This is a genomic window from Ewingella sp. CoE-038-23, from assembly GCF_040419245.1.
GTDB lineage: Bacteria > Pseudomonadota > Gammaproteobacteria > Enterobacterales > Enterobacteriaceae > Ewingella > Ewingella allii.
Genome location: NZ_JAZHOH010000001.1, coordinates 3,757,176 through 3,777,996, shown reverse-complemented (window position 1 = coordinate 3,777,996; position 20,821 = coordinate 3,757,176). Strand labels below are relative to the sequence as shown.

At 56.2% G+C, this 20,821-nt stretch carries 21 protein-coding genes; 5 read left to right on the top strand and 16 right to left on the bottom strand.

The features are described from left to right. The first annotated feature begins 5 nt into the window (after window positions 1-5). Complete coding sequence (locus V2154_RS18100; RefSeq protein WP_353503316.1) at window positions 6-965, top strand: FAD:protein FMN transferase; 960 nt, start codon at window positions 6-8, stop codon at window positions 963-965. Window positions 966-976: 11 nt separating this feature from the next. On the opposite strand, the gene dcuR is transcribed toward V2154_RS18100, so the two are convergent. Together dcuR and V2154_RS18090 are read right to left on the bottom strand one after the other, a co-directional pair. Next, entirely contained in the window at window positions 977-1,696 is a 720-nt protein-coding gene (gene dcuR / locus V2154_RS18095) for a two-component system response regulator DcuR (RefSeq protein ID WP_353503315.1), read from the bottom strand. Beyond that, complete coding sequence (locus tag V2154_RS18090; protein ID WP_353503314.1) at window positions 1,693-3,324, bottom strand: sensor histidine kinase; 1,632 nt, start codon at window positions 3,322-3,324, stop codon at window positions 1,693-1,695. Before V2154_RS18090 ends, dcuR begins: the two co-directional genes overlap by 4 nt. A 237-nt stretch (window positions 3,325-3,561) precedes the next feature. Here V2154_RS18090 and V2154_RS18085 point away from each other — a divergent pair, with 237 nt between their 5' ends. Beyond that, window positions 3,562-4,581, top strand: coding sequence for a sensor domain-containing diguanylate cyclase (locus V2154_RS18085; protein WP_353503313.1), 1,020 nt, complete (start codon window positions 3,562-3,564; stop codon window positions 4,579-4,581). 67 nt (window positions 4,582-4,648) lie between these two features. Here V2154_RS18085 and V2154_RS18080 read toward each other — a convergent pair whose 3' ends face one another. Genes V2154_RS18080 through V2154_RS18070 form a run of 3 tightly spaced genes read right to left on the bottom strand, consistent with a single transcriptional unit; the run spans window position 4,649 to window position 8,155 of the window. Then, complete coding sequence (locus V2154_RS18080; RefSeq protein WP_353503312.1) at window positions 4,649-5,596, bottom strand: aldo/keto reductase; 948 nt, start codon at window positions 5,594-5,596, stop codon at window positions 4,649-4,651. Between the two features lie 22 nt (window positions 5,597-5,618). Continuing rightward, window positions 5,619-7,076 carry a DHA2 family efflux MFS transporter permease subunit gene (locus V2154_RS18075; RefSeq protein WP_353503311.1) on the bottom strand — a complete coding sequence of 486 codons (1,458 nt, stop codon included), beginning with the start codon at window positions 7,074-7,076 and terminating at the stop codon, window positions 5,619-5,621. Further along, window positions 7,073-8,155: an HlyD family secretion protein gene (locus V2154_RS18070; RefSeq protein ID WP_353503310.1), complete on the bottom strand. Its 1,083-nt coding sequence runs from the start codon at window positions 8,153-8,155 to the stop codon at window positions 7,073-7,075. Before V2154_RS18070 ends, V2154_RS18075 begins: the two co-directional genes overlap by 4 nt. Before the next feature lie 134 nt (window positions 8,156-8,289). Between V2154_RS18070 and V2154_RS18065 the strand changes: the two genes are divergently transcribed. Further along, the gene (locus tag V2154_RS18065) at window positions 8,290-8,913 is read left to right on the top strand and encodes a TetR/AcrR family transcriptional regulator (RefSeq protein ID WP_353503309.1); all 624 of its coding nucleotides are present in this window, start codon (window positions 8,290-8,292) and stop codon (window positions 8,911-8,913) included. Between the two features lie 6 nt (window positions 8,914-8,919). On the opposite strand, the gene dld is transcribed toward V2154_RS18065, so the two are convergent. The 3 genes from dld to V2154_RS18050 form a co-directional block, all read right to left on the bottom strand. Continuing rightward, the gene (dld, locus tag V2154_RS18060) at window positions 8,920-10,611 is read right to left on the bottom strand and encodes a D-lactate dehydrogenase (RefSeq protein ID WP_353503308.1); all 1,692 of its coding nucleotides are present in this window, start codon (window positions 10,609-10,611) and stop codon (window positions 8,920-8,922) included. A 135-nt stretch (window positions 10,612-10,746) separates the two neighbouring features. Next, window positions 10,747-11,592, bottom strand: coding sequence for an oxidoreductase (locus V2154_RS18055; protein ID WP_353503307.1), 846 nt, complete (start codon window positions 11,590-11,592; stop codon window positions 10,747-10,749). A 115-nt stretch (window positions 11,593-11,707) separates the two neighbouring features. Beyond that, the gene (locus V2154_RS18050) at window positions 11,708-12,649 is read right to left on the bottom strand and encodes a LysR family transcriptional regulator (RefSeq protein WP_353503306.1); all 942 of its coding nucleotides are present in this window, start codon (window positions 12,647-12,649) and stop codon (window positions 11,708-11,710) included. 279 nt (window positions 12,650-12,928) lie between these two features. Here V2154_RS18050 and fucK point away from each other — a divergent pair, with 279 nt between their 5' ends. After that, entirely contained in the window at window positions 12,929-14,329 is a 1,401-nt protein-coding gene (gene fucK, locus V2154_RS18045; RefSeq protein ID WP_353503305.1) for an L-fuculokinase, read from the top strand. Between the two features lies 1 nt (window position 14,330). Here fucK and fucR read toward each other — a convergent pair whose 3' ends face one another. After that, the gene (gene fucR, locus V2154_RS18040) at window positions 14,331-15,032 is read right to left on the bottom strand and encodes an L-fucose operon activator (RefSeq protein ID WP_353504025.1); all 702 of its coding nucleotides are present in this window, start codon (window positions 15,030-15,032) and stop codon (window positions 14,331-14,333) included. Between the two features lie 271 nt (window positions 15,033-15,303). On the opposite strand from fucR, the gene V2154_RS18035 reads away from it, so the two are divergent. Beyond that, on the top strand, window positions 15,304-15,951 hold the full coding sequence (locus V2154_RS18035) for an L-fuculose-phosphate aldolase (protein WP_353503304.1): 648 nt from the start codon (window positions 15,304-15,306) through the stop codon (window positions 15,949-15,951). Between the two features lie 51 nt (window positions 15,952-16,002). Here the strand turns inward: V2154_RS18035 and V2154_RS18030 are convergent, their stop codons facing one another. From V2154_RS18030 to V2154_RS18000, 7 genes are all read right to left on the bottom strand, one after another. Further along, window positions 16,003-16,725, bottom strand: a complete 723-nt coding sequence (locus V2154_RS18030; RefSeq protein ID WP_353503303.1) for an amino acid ABC transporter ATP-binding protein — start codon at window positions 16,723-16,725, stop codon at window positions 16,003-16,005. After that, window positions 16,712-17,476: an amino acid ABC transporter permease gene (locus tag V2154_RS18025; protein WP_353503302.1), complete on the bottom strand. Its 765-nt coding sequence runs from the start codon at window positions 17,474-17,476 to the stop codon at window positions 16,712-16,714. The genes V2154_RS18030 and V2154_RS18025 overlap by 14 nt, the downstream gene beginning before the upstream one ends. A gap of 46 nt (window positions 17,477-17,522) precedes the next feature. Further along, entirely contained in the window at window positions 17,523-18,290 is a 768-nt protein-coding gene (locus tag V2154_RS18020; RefSeq protein WP_353503301.1) for a basic amino acid ABC transporter substrate-binding protein, read from the bottom strand. A gap of 123 nt (window positions 18,291-18,413) precedes the next feature. Further along, entirely contained in the window at window positions 18,414-18,947 is a 534-nt protein-coding gene (locus V2154_RS18015) for a M15 family metallopeptidase (RefSeq protein ID WP_353503300.1), read from the bottom strand. Next, window positions 18,944-19,762, bottom strand: a complete 819-nt coding sequence (locus tag V2154_RS18010; RefSeq protein WP_353503299.1) for a gamma-glutamyl-gamma-aminobutyrate hydrolase family protein — start codon at window positions 19,760-19,762, stop codon at window positions 18,944-18,946. The genes V2154_RS18015 and V2154_RS18010 overlap by 4 nt, the downstream gene beginning before the upstream one ends. A gap of 182 nt (window positions 19,763-19,944) precedes the next feature. Continuing rightward, window positions 19,945-20,436 carry a GNAT family N-acetyltransferase gene (locus V2154_RS18005; protein ID WP_353503298.1) on the bottom strand — a complete coding sequence of 164 codons (492 nt, stop codon included), beginning with the start codon at window positions 20,434-20,436 and terminating at the stop codon, window positions 19,945-19,947. 2 nt (window positions 20,437-20,438) lie between these two features. After that, window positions 20,439-20,750, bottom strand: coding sequence for a type II toxin-antitoxin system TacA family antitoxin (locus V2154_RS18000; RefSeq protein ID WP_353503297.1), 312 nt, complete (start codon window positions 20,748-20,750; stop codon window positions 20,439-20,441). Window positions 20,751-20,821: the final 71 nt, after the last annotated feature.

Here is a 20,821-nt window from a genome sequence, read left to right as displayed (position 1 = left end):
ACGCTATGACGCCAGACGATCGAATTTATGCTTACTCCGCCGTGCTGATGGGTTCCCCCATTCTGCTCAAGCTGTTTGAACATAATGAGAGTCTGGCGTCACGCGTTTTCCGGCTGATCAAACAGCAAGAGAACATCTTCACGGTCAATCGCCCGCACTCTGAAGTGATGACGATAAACCACGCGGCGGGCAGCCACCCGGTGGTGGTTAGCCCGCCGGTTTACGAGCTGATAAAACGCGCCAAGGCCGTGAGTTTGCTCGAAGACAGCCTGTTCAACTTCACTATCGGCCCTGTGGTAAAACGCTGGAAAATTGGCTTTAGCGGCCACAGCGTGCCCGCCGCCAGCGACCTGCAAAGCCTGCTCGCCCTGACCAATCCCCATGACGTGGTGCTCGATGACACCGCGCGCTCCGTCTTCCTGCAATACGCCGGAATGGAGATCGACTTAGGCGCGATAGCCAAAGGTTATATTGCCGACGTGGTGAGGGATTTCCTGCTGTCCGAGCAGGTGCCGCACGGGCTGATTAACCTCGGCGGCAATGTCCAGACGCTGGGCGCCAGTGGGGAACAGGGGTGGGGGATTGGGCTGAAAAAGCCGTTTGCCGCCGAAGATGCGCTGCTAGGCGTGATCCACGTCAGCAACAAATCGGTGGTTACGTCGGGTATCTACGAGCGTTATTTTGAGCTGGACGGCCGCCGCTATCATCATATTCTCGACCCGAAAACCGGGTATCCGCTGGATAACGAGTTACAGAGCGTGACGGTGATTTCTGAGGATTCCATCGACGGCGATATCTACACCACGCTGCTGTATGGCATGGGGGTAGAAAAAAGCCTCGAGTATCTGCAAGACCTTGCACATATCGAGGCGATTTTTGTCACTAAACAGCGGCAGATTGTCTGCTCATCACAGCGCCAGTTTGGCTTCACGCTGCTGGATAATAGCTACCAGCTGCTGCGCTAATTCCCCAATTACTACTGGCAATACTGTTTTAGCAGGGCGTGATGATCTTCTTGCAGCCGATAGCGATAGACCGGCCTTCCCGTCACCCCGTAGTGAATGCTGGTGAACAGGATATGGCTGTCAGCCAGCCAAATCAGGTATTTACGGCAGGAAACGCGCGAGATATTCACCGAGTGCGCCAGCTCATCGGTGGAGAACTCGGTGTCAGGATGGGCGTCAATCCACTGGCACAGGGTGCGCAGGGTCTGCGGCGTTAAGCCCTTCGGCAGCTTTTTGTTGTCAGACGTGGTCTGCGGCTCGCCGTGTATCAGGCGATCCACGTCAGACTGCTCATAATACTGATGGTGATCCATCAGCGTTTTCTTCTGCTGCCAGTGGGTCAGGGCCTCTTCAAAACGCGGGAACTGGAAAGGCTTGATCAGGTAATCCACCACGCCGTAGTTCAGTGACTTCTTTATGGTGGCGGCATCGGCGGCGGAGGAGATCACAATCACGTCGATTGGCCGACCGGCATCGCGCAGTACGGGAAGCAAATCCAGCCCGTTCTCCTGCTGCATATAGACATCAAGCAAAATAAGGTCGATAGGATGTTGAGGATTCAACACCAGATCTTTGGCTTGTTGTAAGGTTGAGGCCACGCCAGTGCAGGTAAACCCTTCAATCTGAGTCACATAACAGCGGTTAAGCTCTGCAACCATGGCATCATCATCGACTATCAGCACATTGATCATGCCGGTTTCCTCTCACTATCCCACGGGAGTTGTACAAAAAATTGGGTGTATACGTCAGGTTCTGACTCAACGCTTATGCTTCCGCCAAGGTTCTCAATTTGCTGTTTCGCCAGGGATAACCCGACGCCGCGCTCTTCACCTTTCGACGAAAACCCTTTCTCAAAAATAGCATCAATATGCTCAGGCGGAATGCCGGGGCCGTCATCGCTGACCACGCCAGCGAGCCAGCCATTCTGGTAATGCAGCAACACGCTTATCTCTCCGTTCGGCTGCTGGCCCAGAGCGTCCAGCGCATTCTCAATCAAATTACCTAGCGCGGTGATCAGCGCCGCCACCTGATCTTCATTGGCATTGTCGGGCAGCAGGCTATCATCGCTGAGCGTCAGCTGATGGTGCATATCCGTGGCGCGTTTCATCTTGCTTAACAAGAAACCGGCAATAACAGGCGATTTGATTTTTAACAGCAACGAGCCAATTTCTGTCTGATAGTTATTGGCCGTTTTGAGAATGTAATCCTCAAGCTTCGTGTAGCTCTTCATGTGCAGTAACCCGAGGATCACGTGCAGCTTGTTCATAAACTCGTGCGAGCGCTCACGCAGCGAATCGGCGTAGTTTACCATGCCGCTCAGGCGCTGCATCAACTGGCTGACTTCGGTCTTATCCCTGAAGGTACAGATAGCGCCGATAATCACCCCATTGCTGCGCACCGGCACGGTATTACTCAGCAGTAAACGGCCTTTGACATTGATCTCTTCATCCTGACGCGGCACGCCAGTTTGCAGCACGTCGTTAAGATTATGGATCAGTGGCTGGGAGCCGCCGATGTTTTCGACATTAATGGAAAACTCGGGGGCGGTTTCGCCAAACAGGTGGCGCGCTTCCTGATTAATCAGCGTCACCCGCGCGTCTTGGTCTACGGCAATCACCCCCTCTTTGATCGACTGTAACATCGCCTGCCGCTGTTCAAAAAGCGTCGATATTTCATAAGGTTCCAGCCCGAACAAGATGCGTTTGAGCATCTTCACCAAGGCGAAGGTCCCCAGTGCGCCGACCAGCGTACCAAACAGCACGGTCCACAAAATGCTCCAGCGGCTCTTATTGATTTGCTCGGTCACTTTGCTGAGGGAAATGCCAATCGCCACCACGCCAATTTGCTTGTGCTGGTCATCATAAACTGGCGTGAACACCCGCAGCGCCTCCACCAACACCCCGTGATTGATCGCCACATTTTCTTTGCCCTGCAAGGCTGGATTGATATCGTCACCAATAAAGCGGCGGCTGATCACCTCTTTATTTGGATGCGAGAAGCGAATGCCGCTCATGTTGGTCACCACCACGAACAGCAGGTCATTTCTCTTCTGCGCCGCGTCGGCAATTGGCTGAATGATGCCGCTGTCCGAAGGCTGAGTCAGCCCGCGCCTGATTTCCGGCAGGTCAGCCAGCGTGCGGGCCACCGCCAGCGCCTTCTCTTTCACGCCGTCGCGGGTGGTATCGCTGACCTGAATAAGATAGAGCAGATGTACAACCAGCAGGACGGAGAGGATCACTGCGCCAATCATCAAAATGACCGACGTCATCAGTTTCATGGGGCGTTTGCGCGTGGCAAAAGGTTGTTTGGTGTCTCTCATTGAAGTCTCAAGGAAAAGTGTCGTTAACCATAGGGGGTAGCTTATGGTCCACGTTTGTCAGCCGAGAGTCTAGCTTGTTACTCTATTGCCGCAAACTGAACGCGAAGCTTTCTCGCCTGATGGCTAAACGATTATTTTTTGCTCAACTCCCGTGTCGAGGGCGCGCAATTTATGTTAAAACGTTCGCTCTCAAAATTCGCACCCGCTCGACTCTCTCCACCAAAGGTTTCATGACATATGACAGATAATCTTCTCGAACGCATTTCGACAGCGTTAGAAGCAGAATATACGCTCGAAGGACTGGTTCGGCAGTTGCTGGAGATGCTCGAGCTGGTGACCAATATGGAGTCCACCTACCTGACTCGTATTGACGAAGATGGCGGGCAGCAGCACATTCTGTTTTCCCGCAATGGCAGCAATATGCATATCCCCGAGGGGCTGTCGGTGCCTTGGGGAGACACCCTGTGCAAGCGCGCGCTGGACGAAGGCCGCCGCTACACCTGCGACGTTGCTGGGATTTGGGGGGATTCAGAAGCCGCGAGGGCGCTGGGGATCACCACCTATGTCAGCACGCCGGTAACGCTGGCCGACGGCTCGCTGTACGGCACGCTGTGCGCCGCCAGCTCTGAACACCGCGAATTGTCCGAGCGCAGCGAGCAGGTGCTTCAGCTGTTCGCCAACCTGATTGCTCAACAGATCCAGAGCGAGCAGTTGTTGAAGAAATTACAGCTCGCCAACGACGCGCTGACCACCGCCAGCTATACCGATGAGCTGACCGGCTTGCCGAACCGCCGTTCGCTGTTCAACCAGCTGCCGACCCTGTTTTCTCAGGCCCACGCCACTTCGCGCTATGTGCTGATTGCCTTTGCCGATCTGGATGATTTTAAAGAGATCAATGACCTCCACGGCCATGAAGTGGGGGATGATTTTCTGGTGGCGGTGGGAGAGAGGCTGAAAGAGGGCGTGCGCGGCGATGAAGTGATGGCCCGCGTGGGCGGCGATGAGTTTGTGGTCGCGGGGGCCGGGCCGATGGAGTTTAGCGAAGCTCAACAGGCGGCGCAGGCTTTCAAAAAGCGCCTGTCCGAACTGCTGACCGGCGAATATCAGCTGCAATCTTGTCTGATTGATTACGCCGGGCCGAGCATCGGCGCGGTGGCCATCAACCCAACGGACAGCACGCCGGACATGGCGCTGCGCGAAGCCGACGCCCAGATGTATGAAGAGAAAAACCGCCGCAGAAGATGGCGCGTGGCCTGACTTTTTCCTTTCGCCCGGCAAAATCCCCCAAACCTCCCCAGTAAACGGGGAGGCATTGTTGATTCAATCAGTCGTTTTTCTTCTGGGGAATAAAGCCCGGCACGCCCGTCTCCACCACCGAGTTCAGGCGAATGCGGGTAGTAATCTCCTGCTTCATTCTGCTCAGCGCGCTCTCCGGCAGGGTCGAAATATCCCAGTTTTCTTCAATGTGGCTGCGGCGGGTAGACGTGGTCAGGAACGCTGTGCCGCGCTGCGCCGCCCAAGCCAAGGCCACCTGCGCCGGGGTTTTCTCCACCTGCTGAGCGATTGTGGTGATCACGTTATTCTCCAACACTCGCGGCTCCATGCCGTGCCCCAGCGGGGCGAATGCCAGCAGGATAATGCCCTGCTGTTGGCAAAACTCCAGCAGCTCCCACTCGGGCAGGTAAGGGTGGGACTCCACCTGCACCACCGCCGGTTTGATGCGCGCGTCGGCGACAATCTGTTTTAACGCGGGCAGGGTGATGTCGGACAAACCGATAGCCCTGCAGCGCCCGTCGTCCACCAGCTTCTCCATCGCCCGCCATGTCTCGAGTAAGGTCACGCCAGAGTCATAAATCACTTTCCCCTCGGCGTCGCGCGGGTCGAGATTGTCTCCCGGCTGGAAAGCAAATGGCGTGTGAATCAAATAACAATCCACATAGTCCACCTGCAAACGGCGGCAGCTGGCCTCCAAAGCCGGGGCGACATATTCCGGGCGATGGTGGGTATTCCACAGCTTAGTGGTGACAAACAGCTGCTCGCGGCTAACCTTTCCAGAGGCTAATGCCTGCTGAAACGCCGCGCCAACCTGAGCTTCATTTTGGTAGCGCTCGGCGCAGTCGAAGTGGCGGAAACCGGCCTCCAGCGCCTCTGTTACTGCCTGCGTGGTGACGCTAAGATCCTTAAATAGCGTGCCAAACCCTGCCGCTGGCATCGCGCCGCTGCCGTGTTGAATCGGGAATCTTGTCTCGCGGAGCCTGTCTTGGGTACTCATATTCTGACCTCTTGGGTTCTATTTACGGGCTGGGTTTTCGTAACAGCAGCACCAGTGGACTCACCACCAGCATCACCACCATTAACGTTTTGAACTGGCCGATCAGGGCGATAAACGCCGCCTGGCCGGTGATGGCTTCATTCAGCGCCGCCAGCTGTGGCAGATTGGCGGCGGGGATGCGATCAGCCGCGAAGTAATACGGCGTCAGGTGGCTGGCGAAAGCCAGGTGCAGCGCCTGCGTATGGTTGAAAAACAGCGCCTGCACCACGGCGACCCCCAGAGTGCTGCCATAGGTGCGGGCTAAATTAAACAGCCCGGCCCCTTCTGGGCGAAGCTGCGGGGCAAGGGTGCTAAAGGCGACATGGCTCAGAGCTGGCATTAACACCCCCAGCCCAAGGCCCTGAATCGCTCCGGCAATCGCCACCGGCGGCCAATCCATTAACGGCGAGTAATCGAGCATCGTGGCATTGGCATAAATCACCGTGGCGGTTCCCGCCGCTACCGCCAGCCGACGGTCAATCCCCCTCGGCGCGCGGCTCATCAATACAAACCCACCGACAATGCCGATGCCGCGAGGAAGGGTCAGCAGGCCGGTCGTCATGGGCGGGTAGCCCAGCAGCTCCTCGAGCATCGGCGAAGTCAGCGCCATGGTCGGCAGCAGCACAAAACCGGCGGCGAAAAACAGCAGTGTGCACAAGACAAAATTGCGATCGCGAAACAGCGCTTTGCTGAGGAAATGGCTTGGTGAAGTCAGCACGTGCACCACCAACCAACAGAACCCAAGCAGCGCCGTGGCGGCTTCCAGCCAAATCTCTGGCGAGTCCCACCACTCCAGCCGTTCGCCTCGATCCAGCACCATTTGCAGGCCGATAATGGCGGCGGTAAAACTGATAAAGCCAAAGAAATCAAAGCGTGCGGGCTGCGCGGATTTTTTCTCCAGCAGATCCAGACTGGTCACTAAGGCGATAAACGCCACCAAGGGAATGCTGGTGAGAAACAGCGACGGCCAGCCAAAGTCGTCGGCCAGCCAGCCGCCAATCGCCGGGCCGCTGACAATGCCGAGCAGCACGATGGCGGTCCAGCTCGCTGCAAAATGGGGGCGACGCTCCGGGGGCAGGGTTTCCAACGCAATCGCCATGGAAAGGGGCGCAATAATGCCGCTGGCCGCGCCCTGAACAATACGCGTGGCGATAAATCCCAGTGGGGTATTGGCCGTGGCCGCCAGCCATAGGCCGCAAGCAAAGGTGGCTAAGGCCGCCAGATAGGTCCTCTTCAAGCCAAAACGGCCCGCGAGCCACTGGGCAATCGGCAGGGTAATGCCGCTGGCGGCCAGATAAGAGGTGAAAATCCAGCCCGCCTGATCGTCCGCCATCGACAGGCCACCCTGAATAAAACGCAGTGCCGAGTTGGGGATGGACAGGTTCATCGCCTGAAGATAGGTCGCCAGCAGGGCGGCAAAACGCAGCGCGCGGCGACTCATTTTGCTATCAGCCCGCTTAAGGCTTGCCACCAACTATGCTTGCCGGTTTCCACTTGTACGCTGGCGCTGGTGCCGGAAAACAGTGGGATTTGCGTCGCTATCTCCTCCAGTTCCAGGCGCACCGGCACGCGCTGCACCACTTTGACCCAGTTACCCGTGGCATTTTCCGGCGGCAGCAGGGAAAAGTCAGACCCAGCTCCCGGACTCATGCTGACCACGCGGGCCTTAAAAGCCCGGTCTGGGTAGCTGTCGAGATGCACGGTCGCCGACTGCCCGGCGCGCATCTGGCTGATTTGGGTTTCGCGGAAATTGGCCTCAATCCACACGTGTTTCTTTGACAGCAGGGCAAAGGCCGGCGCGCCGCTATTGATAAAGTTGCCGACCTGTAAGTCGTCAACCTTGGTGACAATGCCATCTTCTGGCGCGCTGACGGTGGCGTAAGAGAGGTAAAGCTGGGCCTCGTCGAGCTGGCTCTGGGCCTCGCGTACCGCCGGGTGGCTGTCGACGTGGATATTTGGATCGCCATTCAGGGATACCAGAATATTCGCCACCTGCTGTTCAATGGAGGCGATGCGCTGGCGGGCGACTTTCAGGTCGGTATCGGCGCGCTCGTACATCGACTGCGACACAAACTGATTCGCCAATAAGGCTTTTTTACGGGCAAAATCCTTTTGCTCGAAATCGGCCTGTTCGCGGGCTGATTGCAGCTCCGCCAGCTGTTCGCGGTAGCTGGTTTTCAGCCCTTCAATCCGCAGGCGAGCCACGCTGAGCTGGGCCTGCGCCCGGTTTACTGCGATTTGTAATGGCTCTGGGTTTATCTGGAACAGCACCTGACCCTTGCGCACCGGCTCATTGTCCACCACGGCAATATTGACCACCTGCCCCGACACTCTGGCGTTAATGGCGGTTTTCGCCACTCGCGCATACGCGTTATCAGTGGAAACCGAATTTAGCGTTGCCAGAAAGTAGCCGCCGCCCACCAGCGTGAGCAGCACGGGCAATCCCACCAGCAGTATCGGGCGTGTAAAGTGGAGGCGTTGCCGGGTTTGAGTGGCAGTGTTATCAGCGGCTTGGGTCATGGTAACTATCACTTTTCTCAGAGTGCGTGGTGAAAACCTGGAGCGATTTCAGCTCAGACAGGCACAGTTTTTATTTTTGTGCGACAATGTAAGAATATCGATCCGCTAACCGAATTCAAGGAATTTTGTACAACATGGAACAAAATAAAGCGAAGGAGTCAAAAGGCCGCGGGCGTCCTCGCGCCTATAACCCTGAGGAAGCCTTAGGGCAGGCGTTGGGCGTATTTTGGAATACCGGCTTTTCAGCGGCGTCGCTGGACAGCATCGCCAGCGCGGCGGGCATGAATCGCCCAAGTTTGTATGCTGCATTTGGCGATAAGCACGCGCTCTACCTCAAGGCGCTGGGCCATTATTGGTCGCAGGCCGCCGCCGCCATGGACGCCGCGCTGGGCGATGACGGCCTCACGCTGCGGCAGGCGCTGATACAGTTCTACCAAGGCCAACTGGAGATCTATTTCTCGGGCGAGGGACAGCCTCGCGGCTGCTTTATGATTGGCACCGCCGCCACGGAAGCCATTGAAGATGCTGAGATTAAAGCTTTTCTGCTCGAGGGGATGGGCAAACTGGATGCTTTTCTTACCGGGCGAATTCAGACTGCCATTGACGCCGGAGAGCTAGGCCAAGAGGCCAGCGCCGCGACCTTGGCGATGCTGGCTTCATCGGTTTTACACAGTATTTCGATACGGGCGCGGGCCGGGCAATCTCGCGCAGAACTGACCGAGATTGCCGATGGCGCGGTGAAGATGATTTGCGGTTAGGAAGGCTTAAACCCGCCAGAACTTCTTCTTACTGGTTTTGCCGACCCCGGCGTTGAAACTGTTGGTTGGGTCAAGCTGGTGCATATGCCGCTCGTAGTCCGGCGAGGCGTGGTACTGGTTGCCGACATTGTGCTCGGCGGGGTATTTCGCCCCGCGCGTTTCGACATACTCCAGCACGCCGTGCTTGAAGGCAGTCGGGTCATAGCCGGGTTTGAGGATATAATCCTGATGATTGACGAAACAGAAGAAGTGGCCGCAGCAGGACTCCAGCAGCACCTGCTGTTGTAAATGAGCCGGTAGTTTCAGCCGCCATTCGGGGTCGTTGGAGCGCAGCGCTACGTCGAACGCCACCAGACGCTGGTTGATATCCAGCCCCTTGCCTTCGCAATAGTAGACGGTACAGGCCCCGACGCCGAAGCGAATCAAAAACGCATTCTTCTCTTCGGCGCTGCTGCACTCAAAGAATTTACCCTGCCGGCTGGCAAAGAAACTCTGCAAAAGTTCTTTCAGCTCCGGCGCGTCTTTTTGCTCGGTTTTCAGCATCAGGTGATGCTCAAACTGGTGGTGGAAATCCATGATGCGCGGCTCCACGCCGTCTGCCGTGACGCGATTGTAAAGCTGGATCAGGCTGTCAAACGCGTGGTTTGGCAGGATCGGGATGGCGCGAACGATTTTATCAATCTGGTTTTTTTGCGCGAACATTTCGGGGATCTTTGCCGCGCCCTGTTTGCCAATGGCCTTATACACGTGTTTGGCATAGCGAATAGTTAAATCAAAGGCCTGACGGTGAATGTATTCAGCCTGCAACGGCGAGGCTTTAAGGCTTTTTAGCAAGAAGCGGCGCAGCTCCACCAGCTCGGTTTCGTCATTGGCGCCGATGTAAAACGTGGTGGTGCCACGGCTGCTTTCAAAGGTCGGCAGGCGCACCGAGAATACCGCCAGCTTGCCGCTGGAGCCGGCACTTTCGTGCAGATATTCAGGGTTGCCGTTGTAGCGCGTCGGCTGGTCAGAATCGACATCGCGCAGCTTTTTCTCATAATCATCGGCCCAAATCCGCCCCTGCCAGTCCGCCGCGTCGCCGGTGGTGTATTTTTGGCTGACCAGATTGGCGAGGATCTCTTCGGGCGTTTCGCCCAGCTCAATGCCCAAATGGTTAATCAGCTGCAGCTGGCCCTGCTCATCAATGGCGGCATAGAGCGATTTTTCAGTGAAGGCAGGCCCACGGCGGATCAGCGAACCGCCAGAGTTATTGCAGATGCCGCCAATCACCGACGCCCCGATGCAGGAGGAGCCAATCACCGAGTGCGGCTCGCGTTGGTAAGGCTTCAGGGCATTTTCCAGCTCGGTGAGGGTCGTGCCGGGGAAGGCTAGCACCTGATTGGCATTATCCAGCAGATGCAAACCGTTAATTTTGCGAGTGCTGATAATCACGATATCGCGGTCATAATCATTGCCGTCCGGGGTGGAACCGCCGGTGACGCCGGTGTTGGAGGCTTGCATCAGAATGATCACATCATGGGCGACGCAGACTTTCAGCAGCTGCCACATCTCTATCAGTGAATTCGGCAGCGCGACGGCCAGCGCCTCGCCCTTGCCGACGCGAAAACCTTTGGTGTAGGGCACTTTGTCGTTGGCTTTGGTCAGCACGTGGCTATGTCCAACCACGTCTTTTAACTGGTTAATCAGAGAGGTAGTCATGATAAATGCTCGTTTTAGTTGATTTTCTTCCTACTGTATCAATTTATGACCAGATTGCATGTGAAAGTCAGCCAAGAAAATGCGCATAAAAAAAGAGGCTCGGGGAGCCTCTTGTCGAAGGGAGTTAGCCAGCGATTATTGGAAATCGGTTGAACGCGAAACGGCTTCCCACTCGCTGAACTCCTGCTGCAAAAACGCCAGCTTTTCGCCAACCAGTTTCACCGCGTCGCTGCCCAGCAGCAGGTGCATCGGCGGGTTTTCCGTGGCGATCAGTTTGAGCATTGCCTGCGCGGCTTTGACAGGATCGCCCAGTTGCTTGCCGCTGTACTCCTGACGGCGCTGGCGCAGCGGCTCGAAAACGTCATCGTAGTCGCCGATGCTGCGCTCGCCGCGGGTCATCGAGCGGCCCGCCCAGTCGGTGCGAAAGCCGCCCGGCTCCACGGCGGTGACGTGAATCCACAAGCCTTTGACCTCTTTCGCCAGACTTTCCGAGATGCCCTCCAGCGCAAATTTGCTGCCGTGATAGATGCCCAGGCCCGCCATGGTGATAATGCCGCCCATCGAGGTGACGTTGAGAATGTGCCCCGCGCGGCGCTGGCGCATATAGGGCAGCACGCCCTGAATCATCGCCACCGCGCCAAACACGTTGACTTCAAACTGCTGGCGCACGGCGTCCAGCGAAGCTTCCTCCACCAGGCCCTCGTAGCCATACCCGGCGTTATTCACCAGCACGTCAATCGGTCCGACCTCGGCTTCGATATCGGCGATGGTGGCGGCGATAAGCTCATTGTGAGTGACATCAAGCACATAGCCGAAGGCGCTGCCTGGTTTGAGTTGTTCGAACGCCTTGGCGTCCTGCATATTGCGCAGCGTGCCTGCCACTTTGTGGCCCTCTTTGAGCGCCTGCTCGGCCAAGGCGCGGCCAAATCCAGAGGAAACACCGGTGATCAGAAGCGTTTTTGCGGAAGATGAATCTGTCATTTTGCGACCTTATTTATCAGAAGGGATGCCTGTAGAACTCGTTACAGGCTACTCCTCAGGTCGCGGGGCGATAATCCGTATAATGGTTGTCGAGTCATGAAGAAAAACTTCACAATTAGAACTGATGGGCGAAGCTATCTTTGGCGATGGTCGAGCCGGAGGTGGCCAGCTCCTGCTTTAAGAAGTCGATAAACACGCGCAGTTTCAACGACATTTGGCGGCGGTCGGGATAATAGAGGCAAAAACCTGGCACCTGCGGGCACCAGTCGGGAAGGATCGAAATCAGCCGCCCCTCGGCGATCAGGTTTTCCACGTAGCCGCTGATCATCCATGAAACACCCACGCCGTCGAGGGTGGCCTGCATCATCGCCAGCGAGTCGTTGATAATAAAGCGACCATTGACCGGCAGAGTCAGCTCTTCGCCATCTTTGCTCAGGCTCCAGCGTTCGCGCTGGCCGCTGGTGTTGTGGCGGAAAACGATGCAGTCGTGATGCAGTAGATCGGTAGGTTTTTCGGGCATGCCGTGGCGTTCAAGATACTCGGGCGTCGCGACAATATAGGTTTTCAGCGGCGGCCCGAGCGGCACGGCCACCATGTCTTTATCCACCATCGTGCCGAAACGGATCCCGGCATCGAAGGCGCGACCGACAATGTCTACCAGCGCATTTTCGATCATCACTTCCAGCTGGATCCCCGGCCAGGCGTCAAGAAAACGGCGCAAAATCGGCTGGAGAAGAATCAGATGGGCACTGCGGGGAATGTTAATGCGCAGCAGCCCGGTGGGGGTTTCGCCAGACTGGCCAAGTTCTTCGCTGGCTGACACCAACTCCTGCACACAGGGCAGGGCGCGCTCCATAAACTGCTTACCGGCGTCGGTCAGCGACACGCTGCGCGTGGTGCGGTTGAACAGCGTGGCGCCCAGCCGCTGCTCCAAGGTGCGGATTGACTGACTAACGGCAGAAGGGGAAACACCAAGACGCGCCGCCGCCGCAGAGAAGCTGTACTCTTCCGCCACCACGATAAATGACACTATGCCGTCTAACTGATTTTGCCGCATATTTGTTCCTCTGACGCTCTTGCCCGGCGGCTACTATATCGCTGGCGCAGGCGTCATTACAGCCCCCGATTGAGCATATTGCGCAACACTGCCCGCTTGCCCACCATCGCGTGAAAACGGGCAGAACGCGCGCTGCGATTTTGCCGCTAAATCCCGGTTTTTAGTGATCCTTTTCACAGATTAGCCGCGCAATCACCCGATGAGGCGGGATGCCTCTTTCCAATCTTCCGCGAAGTGATAACCATCCCTACAGAGGATGCGCCGAGGTGAGGGGAAAAGATGCAAAAAGAGATCGTGATTGTTCTGGACTGTGGAGCCACCAATATTCGCGCGATGGCCATCGATAGCCAAGGCAATGTGTTGGCCAGCGCCCATGAGCAAAATTTTACGCTGAACCCGGCAGAAAACCCGCTGTGGCACATTTGGCCGCTGGCGAGAATTATGCAAAGCCTCGAAAGCTGCTGCCAGTCGTTGGTGGCCAAGCTGCCCGACCATCCGGTGCGCGCCCTGACCGTCACGGCCTTTGGCGTCGACGGCGCGCTGGTGGACCGTCAGGGCGAGCTGCTTTACCCGGTGATCAGCTGGAAATGCCCGCGCACCGAAGCCGTGATGAACAACATCGATAAATACATTCCCGCCGCCGAGCTTAAGGCCATTACCGGCATCGCGCCTTACAGCTTCAACACGCTGTATAAGCTGATTTGGCTGCGCGAAAATGCTCCAGACTTGCTCGACCGCGCCCACGCGTGGCTGTTTATGTCGTCGCTGATTAGCTTCCAGCTGACCGGCGAAATGACCACCGAAAGAACCATGGCGGGCACCAGCCAGCTGCTGGACGTCACTCAGGAAGTGTTCAGCCAGCGGCTGCTGAAACTGGTGGGCATCGACGCTTCGCTGTTCCCGCGCATGATTAATGCCGGAGATAAAATTGGCGAATTGCAGCCGCAGATGGCGGCGCGGCTGGGTTTGACGCCGGGCATTCCGGTGATTTCTACCGGCCACGACACCCAATTTGCCCTTTACGGCTCGGGCGTGGGCATCAACCAGCCGGTGCTGTCATCCGGCACTTGGGAGATTTTGATGGTCCGCTCGGCCAGCATCAATACGGATCTGCTGCAATCTCACCACGCGGCGACCTGTGAGCTGGACAGCGCCCATGGCTACTTTAATCCCGGTTGCCAATATCTGGCTTCCGGCGTGCTGGAGTGGATCCGCAAACTCTATTGGCCTGAGGTGCCCGCGCCGCAGGTTTATGAACAGATGCTGCTGGAGGCCGGGCGTATTCCGGCGGGGAGTGAAGGGGTGACCATGCGCAGCGACCTGATGGGTGATAAGCAGGCCGGGTGGCAGGGCGTCACGCTTTCCACCCAGCGCGGCCATCTCTATCGCTCGGCGCTGGAGGCGCTGTCTGTGCGCCTGCGCGAGCAGTTGGCGATGCTGGAGCAGGTGGCCGGATTTAACACTCAGGAGCTGGTCTTAGTCGGCGGTGGCAGCCGCAATGCCCTGTGGAATCAGATAAAGGCTGATACTTTGCAACTGCCGGTGAAGGTGCTGGCAAAGGCGGAAACCACGGTGTCGGGCGCGGCGATGTTTGCCTGGGCGGGAATTGGTGTTTATGGCTCAGCCGACGAGGCGCGCCAGCAGGTCAGCTTCGATTACGATACCTATTATCCCCGTTAAATTATTGGCGGATAACCGTCGTCACGGCCGAAACCTGGCCGATAATCACCTCACCGCTGCGCTCAATTTTGCTGGAATCCACCAGCAAAATGCTTTGCAGGCTCTTCTTCAGCATAAATTTTTTAAACAGCGTGTTGCCGTTATCCGTGTCCCAGATATTGCCGTCGGCATCCACGCCGTCGCAGGAGAAAATGAATAAATCGATGTCGATATTGCGCACCATGTGCAGCGGCGAATCATTAATATAACTGGCGTATTTTCTGTCCAGCGTGCCGCCAGAGCATAAAATCTCAATCTGCGCTTTTTTCTCTAACTCGTGGCAAATTCGGTAGCTGTTGGTGTACACCGTCAGCGGTTGGTCGCGCAGTTTCTTCGCCAAGTGCCAGCAGGTTGAACTGGCATCCAACGCGATGCACATCCCCGGCGTTATCCACTCAATACCTTTATCCGCCAGTAGGCTTTTGCGCTGGGCGTGGCTTTTCGAGCGTGATTCAAAGGCCACGCTGGGGTCGTCGAAGGGGCGTTTCAGGCTTTTCGCTTTGCCATACTCCCTCACCAGCAGGCCTTTGAGTTGCAGATATTTGAGATCCCGGCGTAGCGTCTCTTTGCTGACATTCAGTGACTCAGCGAGATCATTGACCCGCAGAGAGGCATTGCCTTTGAGTAAGGCAACAATTTCATCCAGCCGTGCCTGCTTATTCATCTTCACTGCAAACCCTTATTCGACATTCGGCGGCTCAATAAATGGCACTTTTCGGCCCGCCAAGTCAAGGATGCGCTAACTGCCCGTTTGCCGCAAAGGCGCTGAAAACGGGCGCTGGAGAGGTTAATCGGCGTGGGTGAAATCGCGCTTTTTTCAGCGATATTTTGAAGACGGTCACACATCCACGCGGCCAACTGTTGCCAGCCGGCATCGCACCAGAAGATAGGCGCAACGTCACCACATCGCAGTTTGCCGCGCCGAGGAAATCACCATGGAAAGAAACGTTATTGCACGCCAGATAATCGACACCTGTCTGGAAATGAGCCGCATGGGCCTGAACCAAGGCACCTCTGGGAATATCAGCGTTCGCTTTGGCGACGGCATGCTTATCACGCCGACCAGCGTGCCCTACGAGCAGTTGAGCGAAGACGACATCGTGTTTGTCGATGGTCAGGGCAATGCCGAAAGGGGTAAAACCCCCTCCAGCGAATGGCGTTTTCATCTGGCGATTCTGCAAGCCAAACCGGCGGAAAACGTGGTGTTGCATAACCACGCGGTACACGCCACGGCGGTGGCGATTCTGAATAGAGAGATCCCGGCGATCCACTACATGGTGGCAGCGGCGGGTGGCAAAAAGATCCCCTGCGCGGGGTATGCGACCTATGGCACTCAGGCGCTGTCGGACCATGCGGTGACGGCGTTGACCGGCTATAAAGCCACGCTGTTGCAGCATCACGGCATGATAACCTGCGGGAAAACCTTAGAAAAAGCGCTGTGGCTGGCGCAAGAGGTCGAGGTGCTGGCGAGGCTCTATCTGCTGACGCTGGCCGTCACGCCGGAAGTGCCGTTGCTGAGTGATGAAGCCATTGATGAAGTGCTGCGCAAATTCCACGGCTATGGCCTGAGCGACGTGGCCTAAACAGCCATAAAAAAGGGCACGCGAGGTGCCCTTTTCCACTATCGGCCGTGATTACAACACCTTACTCAAGAACGACTTGGTGCGCGGATTGGTTGGATTGGTAAACAACTGCTCCGGCGTGCCTTGCTCTTGGATCACGCCCTGATCGATAAACACCACGCGGTCGGCCACTTCGCGGGCAAAGCCCATTTCGTGGGTAACGATCACCATCGTCATGCCTTCCAGCGCCAGCTGTTTCATCACCGCCAGCACTTCGCCAACCAACTCCGGGTCCAGCGCCGAAGTCGGCTCATCAAACAGAATCAACGCCGGTTCCATCGCCAGTGCGCGAGCAATCGCTACGCGCTGCTGCTGACCACCGGACAGGCTGGAAGGCCAGGCGTCGATTTTGTCGATCAGACCGACCTTTTGCAGCAGCTTTTCAGCGCGCGACACGGCTTCGGCTTTCGACAACCCTTTCAAAGACATAGGCGCCATGATCAGATTTTCCAGCACCGTCATGTGCGGGAACAGGTTGAAGCGCTGGAACACCATGCCCACGCCGGAACGCAGCGTGTTCAGGTTGGTTTTCGGGTCGTGCACCGCAAAACCGTTGACCACTACTTCGCCGCCGTTTGGCTTCTCCAGCGCGTTTAAGCAGCGCAGGAAGGTACTTTTGCCAGAGCCTGACGGGCCAATCACGCAGACCACTTCCTGCTCCGCGATATCGCAAGAGATGCCGCGCAAGACGTGAGTTTCGCCAAACTGCTTCTGTAAATCCTTAACGTGAATCACTTTTGCCGAACCTCTTTTCCATGTGTTGAACCAGCAGCGACAGCAGGAACGTCAGTACCCAATAGACTAAGGAGATAGTCAGGTAGGGTTCCCAATAGGTGGCATAAGCGCCGGAAACGGTACGCGCGGCGTAGGCCAGATCAGCCAGCCCGATAGCCGAGGCCAGCGAGGAATCTTTAACGATGGCGATGGCGTTGTTGCCCAGCGGCGGCAGAATGCGGCGAAACGCCTGCGGCAAAATCACTTTGCGCATGGTTTTGCCCCAGCCCATGCCGAGCGCGCGGGACGCTTCCATCTGGCCGTTGTCGATTGACTGAATACCGGCGCGGAAAATCTCCGACACGTAGGCACCGGCGTTTAGGGTGATCGCCACCACGCAGGAGAGGAACGCGCCGTAATCCGACCGCAGAGAGCGAGCGAAGTCCGAGGACATCAGGCCGTTGGCGACTAAAATGCCGTCACGCGGGTTAATAAATAATGGCACCAGTGCGAAGTGCACCACCATGATTTGCACAAACAGCGGCGTACCGCGGAAGGCGCTGACGTAAACGCGCACCGGCCACTGGACCGCGAAGCGCAAAATGAGTTTCCACGGACCATCATCGGCGCGGGCCATGCGACCCAGACCCAATAACAGCCCCCAGGCGGTGCCCAAAATAACGCAAATAATGGTGCATTTGATGGTCATCAACGCGCCCTGAACAAACAGCGGGGCATATTCGGAGATGATCTCCCAACGAAATCCGGTCATGCTTTTCCTTGATTGGGGGCCGATGAAGCCCCCTTTTTATGCGTAATTACTTAGTTGGCAGGGTAGGAACGTTGCTATCGAACCAGTTGGCGTAAATCTTGGCGTAGGTACCGTCGGCAATAATGGTTTTCAGACCGGCGTTGATTTTGCCCAGCAGCTCGGTGTTACCTTTCGCCACCGCGATGCCGAAGTACTGGCGCTGGAATTTGCTGTCCGGAACCAGCTTCAGCGCTTTCTCAGGATGGGATTTGATGTAGTACTTCACCACGCCCACGTCGCCAACCGCCGCGCCGATACCGTCTTCAGACAGCTCTTGCAGCATCAGCGGGGTGTTGTCGAAACGTTTGATATCTGTGCTGTTTTTGCCCAGCTCGTCAGACACCACGATGTCGCCGGTACTGGAGTTAACTACGCCCACTTTCTGGCCTTTCAAGGCCGCGACGGAGTCTACTTTTGAATCCGCTGGCACCACGATGGACTGCTCGGCCGGGAAGTAAGGAGTAGAAAAATCAACCATTTGCTGACGTTTGTCAGTGATAGTGATACCGGAAATGATGATGTCGCGGTCGCCAGAGTTCAGCGTCGCGAAGATACCTTCCCACGGCGTATTCACCAGTTTCACGTTGAAGTTCTCGGCTTTGGCGATGGCTTTAATGATATCAATATCAAAACCTTCCAGCTCTTTCTGGTTGTTTTCATATTCGAACGGACGGTATGTACCACCTGAGCCAACCACGTAGGTTTGCTGTGCCGCGAAAGCAGAAGTGGCGAGAGAGGAAAGCAGGCACCCGGCGAGAATAAAGGACTTAAACATGGTAACTCCTGTTGTGTTTGTTGTTTTATGCACTTAACTTGCATAAAAATACATAAATTGACGAATAGCTTCAACTAAAAACAACGGAGTTTTGTGTATTACATGGCGGGCAAGCGAGGTGGATTAAGGGTTCCAGCACCAATGCCAGGGTTCGTAAATGAAGCCCCAAGGGTTATTCGGCGGGAAGGAGAGGGTGAAACCAAAACGCGCCGCGTTGCCGCTAAGCCAGCGGAAAGCCTCGGTTTCGCCGAAAACGCCGGTGACTTCGTCACAATCGGGGGTATTGATGTCCACCGCACGGCCGGTGTGGTGTTCGCTACAACCTGGAGGGGCCAGCGAGCTGAAAATCTTCTCGGGCGAAAGCCCGGCTTGCAGCTTCTGCTCAATCAGCCCGGATTGATAAGCCACATCGCGCCATGCCGAAATCAGCACAATCTCCACGCCATCCAGCTCGGCGGCGCGCTTCATCGTCAGCCAGGCATCGGCAGCGGGGGCCGTCAGCCGATGGGCTTTGCCGGTTTGGTCCGTCTCGGCAATGACCAGCAGGCTGGGATCGATATCCTCGAAAAACGGCAACGCGCGGTGAGCAATCACCTGCGGGTCAATGCCCAACGCACGTAAGGCCTGTTCGGTGGTCGCAGCCAGTGGGCGGCTCATTCTTCAGCCTTGCCCAGACGGTTCATCGCCAAGGCCATGGCCCGGCCGCTGCTACGCATGTTCTGCTGATAATGGGTGGCGGCGCTGACGAAGGCGGCTAACAGCCGCTGGTCCTGCTCATGCTGCTGATATTCAGGATGCCACTGCACGCCAAGGCAAAAATCGTAGCCTTCGCACTCAATCCCTTCGATCACCCCGTCCGGCGCGACGGCGTTGACGCGGCAACCTTCGCCGACGCTTTTCACCGCCTGGTGGTGGGAGCTGTTGACCTCATAGCGAGCAGCCTTCACGCAGCGAGCAAGCAGGGTATCAGCCACAATGTCGACCTGATGGCGCGCGCGCTTTTTGCCGCCAGCGTTCTCAGTATCTACCGTGGTGCTGTGCTCGAGGGCGTCAGGCAGGGCGTCGGGAATGTGCTGATGCAGGGTGCCGCCGGTCAATACCGCCAGCAGCTGTTGCCCACCGCAAATACCCAGCAAGGGCATATTGCGGCGCATTGCCCCTTGGATAATGGCGATTTCGAACTCGGTTCTGGCAGGTTTCAGGCGAATCTGGTCGCTCGACTGCTGCTCGTTAAACAGCGCGGGGGAAACATCAAACGCGCCGCCCGTGACCACGATGGCGTCGCAGAGCGACAAATACTCTTCAGCCAACTCGCCGTGATGGGGAAGCGCCAGCGGCACCGCGCCGAGCGAAGCCAGACTCGTCATATAATTTTGCCGTAACGCATACCATGGAAAATCGGCATAGCCTCCAGCCTCTTCACTATCAAGTGTCACACCAATAACCGGTTTAGAGGGAAAATTCGCGCTCATAGCTCTCCGCCGAGTTCTGTTATTAACTCAAATTAAAATGATGAGAAAAACACTTTCCCTCAACATATCAACAGGGCGGCGCGTGAAACAATACAAATTATCAATGTTTTTGTTATTTGATATTTGGCTCTGTAATGGGTTCGTTACGCTGGCTGGAAAGGTTGGTTTAGAGTGGGGAAATTTCAAAGGCTGTCTTTGAGATCATTGAGCGTTGCCATCAAAATCATAGGGTCGGTCGGGGAAGGCGTGAAGCCGAGGGACTCATAGAAGGATTTCACTCGATTATTCAGTGCATGGATCACCATTGCACGTATCCCCAATGATTCTGCTGCGACCACTATCTTCAAAATAGCATCACGCACCAGTGCGCTTCCGATACCTTTCCCCTTAATAGCTTGGTCAACACCCAACCTGCCGAGGATCACCACAGGGATGGGATCTGGCATGTTACGTTTAACTTTGCCGGTGCTATGGGCACAAAAAAGAGCACCAGATGAAAGGGCATAAAACGCGACTACTCGGCCCGCGTTGCATACAACAAAAGTTCGTGACGCGCCGCTATATTGGTTGGCAAGAGCGCGTTTTATCAGCCATTCATTCAGGCTGTTTTCCCCACAATCAAAAGCGCGAATATTGTGCTTGTCCGTCAGCGGTACAGGGGCTTCCAATGCCATATTTATTTATCCCAAGGTGCCGGTGTATTCAGTAAAGCGCGCAAGCGATCATTGCTTTTTGCGGGCTGGTCGAGCCGAGCAACGAACTCAGCATAGGCATCTGGATCAACAGATATCATTACCTGATCCAGTAAAGCGGCTTCTGCAGCTTGCATCGCAGCTTCAAGAATAAAATCAGTACGATTTTTACCTTTTACTTCTGCGGCGCGATCAATCAAATCGCGCTCATCGGGATGGATACGCAGGTTCAGCGCTTCCCGTTTGCGCTTCACGTCGTCGCTGCCAGAGACAGCTCGTGTTGGCGTTCGATTCATTTTCTACCTCTCTTTGTTGAGGGTGAAAGTAGCACCACGTAACGCTAATGTCATTACATTTGAGCAAAATG

Excerpts from the sequence above, each read along its gene's own strand:
- fucK (WP_353503305.1), top strand. The coding sequence starts at position 12,929 with ATGCAAAAAGAGATCGTGATTGTTCTGGACTGTGGAGCCACCAATATT.
- V2154_RS18010 (WP_353503299.1), bottom strand. The coding sequence starts at position 19,762 with ATGAGCGCGAATTTTCCCTCTAAACCGGTTATTGGTGTGACACTTGAT.
- V2154_RS18020 (WP_353503301.1), bottom strand. The coding sequence starts at position 18,290 with ATGTTTAAGTCCTTTATTCTCGCCGGGTGCCTGCTTTCCTCTCTCGCC.
- V2154_RS18070 (WP_353503310.1), bottom strand. The coding sequence starts at position 8,155 with ATGACCCAAGCCGCTGATAACACTGCCACTCAAACCCGGCAACGCCTC.
- V2154_RS18075 (WP_353503311.1), bottom strand. The coding sequence starts at position 7,076 with ATGAGTCGCCGCGCGCTGCGTTTTGCCGCCCTGCTGGCGACCTATCTT.
- V2154_RS18090 (WP_353503314.1), bottom strand. The coding sequence starts at position 3,324 with ATGAGAGACACCAAACAACCTTTTGCCACGCGCAAACGCCCCATGAAA.
- V2154_RS18015 (WP_353503300.1), bottom strand. The coding sequence starts at position 18,947 with ATGAGCCGCCCACTGGCTGCGACCACCGAACAGGCCTTACGTGCGTTG.
- V2154_RS18100 (WP_353503316.1), top strand. The coding sequence starts at position 6 with ATGACGCCAGACGATCGAATTTATGCTTACTCCGCCGTGCTGATGGGT.
- V2154_RS18085 (WP_353503313.1), top strand. The coding sequence starts at position 3,562 with ATGACAGATAATCTTCTCGAACGCATTTCGACAGCGTTAGAAGCAGAA.
- fucR (WP_353504025.1), bottom strand. The coding sequence starts at position 15,032 with ATGAATAAGCAGGCACGGCTGGATGAAATTGTTGCCTTACTCAAAGGC.
- V2154_RS18000 (WP_353503297.1), bottom strand. The coding sequence starts at position 20,750 with ATGAATCGAACGCCAACACGAGCTGTCTCTGGCAGCGACGACGTGAAG.
- dcuR (WP_353503315.1), bottom strand. The coding sequence starts at position 1,696 with ATGATCAATGTGCTGATAGTCGATGATGATGCCATGGTTGCAGAGCTT.
- dld (WP_353503308.1), bottom strand. The coding sequence starts at position 10,611 with ATGACTACCTCTCTGATTAACCAGTTAAAAGACGTGGTTGGACATAGC.
- V2154_RS18050 (WP_353503306.1), bottom strand. The coding sequence starts at position 12,649 with ATGCGGCAAAATCAGTTAGACGGCATAGTGTCATTTATCGTGGTGGCG.
- V2154_RS18025 (WP_353503302.1), bottom strand. The coding sequence starts at position 17,476 with ATGACCGGATTTCGTTGGGAGATCATCTCCGAATATGCCCCGCTGTTT.
- V2154_RS18065 (WP_353503309.1), top strand. The coding sequence starts at position 8,290 with ATGGAACAAAATAAAGCGAAGGAGTCAAAAGGCCGCGGGCGTCCTCGC.
- V2154_RS18080 (WP_353503312.1), bottom strand. The coding sequence starts at position 5,596 with ATGAGTACCCAAGACAGGCTCCGCGAGACAAGATTCCCGATTCAACAC.
- V2154_RS18005 (WP_353503298.1), bottom strand. The coding sequence starts at position 20,436 with ATGGCATTGGAAGCCCCTGTACCGCTGACGGACAAGCACAATATTCGC.
- V2154_RS18035 (WP_353503304.1), top strand. The coding sequence starts at position 15,304 with ATGGAAAGAAACGTTATTGCACGCCAGATAATCGACACCTGTCTGGAA.
- V2154_RS18055 (WP_353503307.1), bottom strand. The coding sequence starts at position 11,592 with ATGACAGATTCATCTTCCGCAAAAACGCTTCTGATCACCGGTGTTTCC.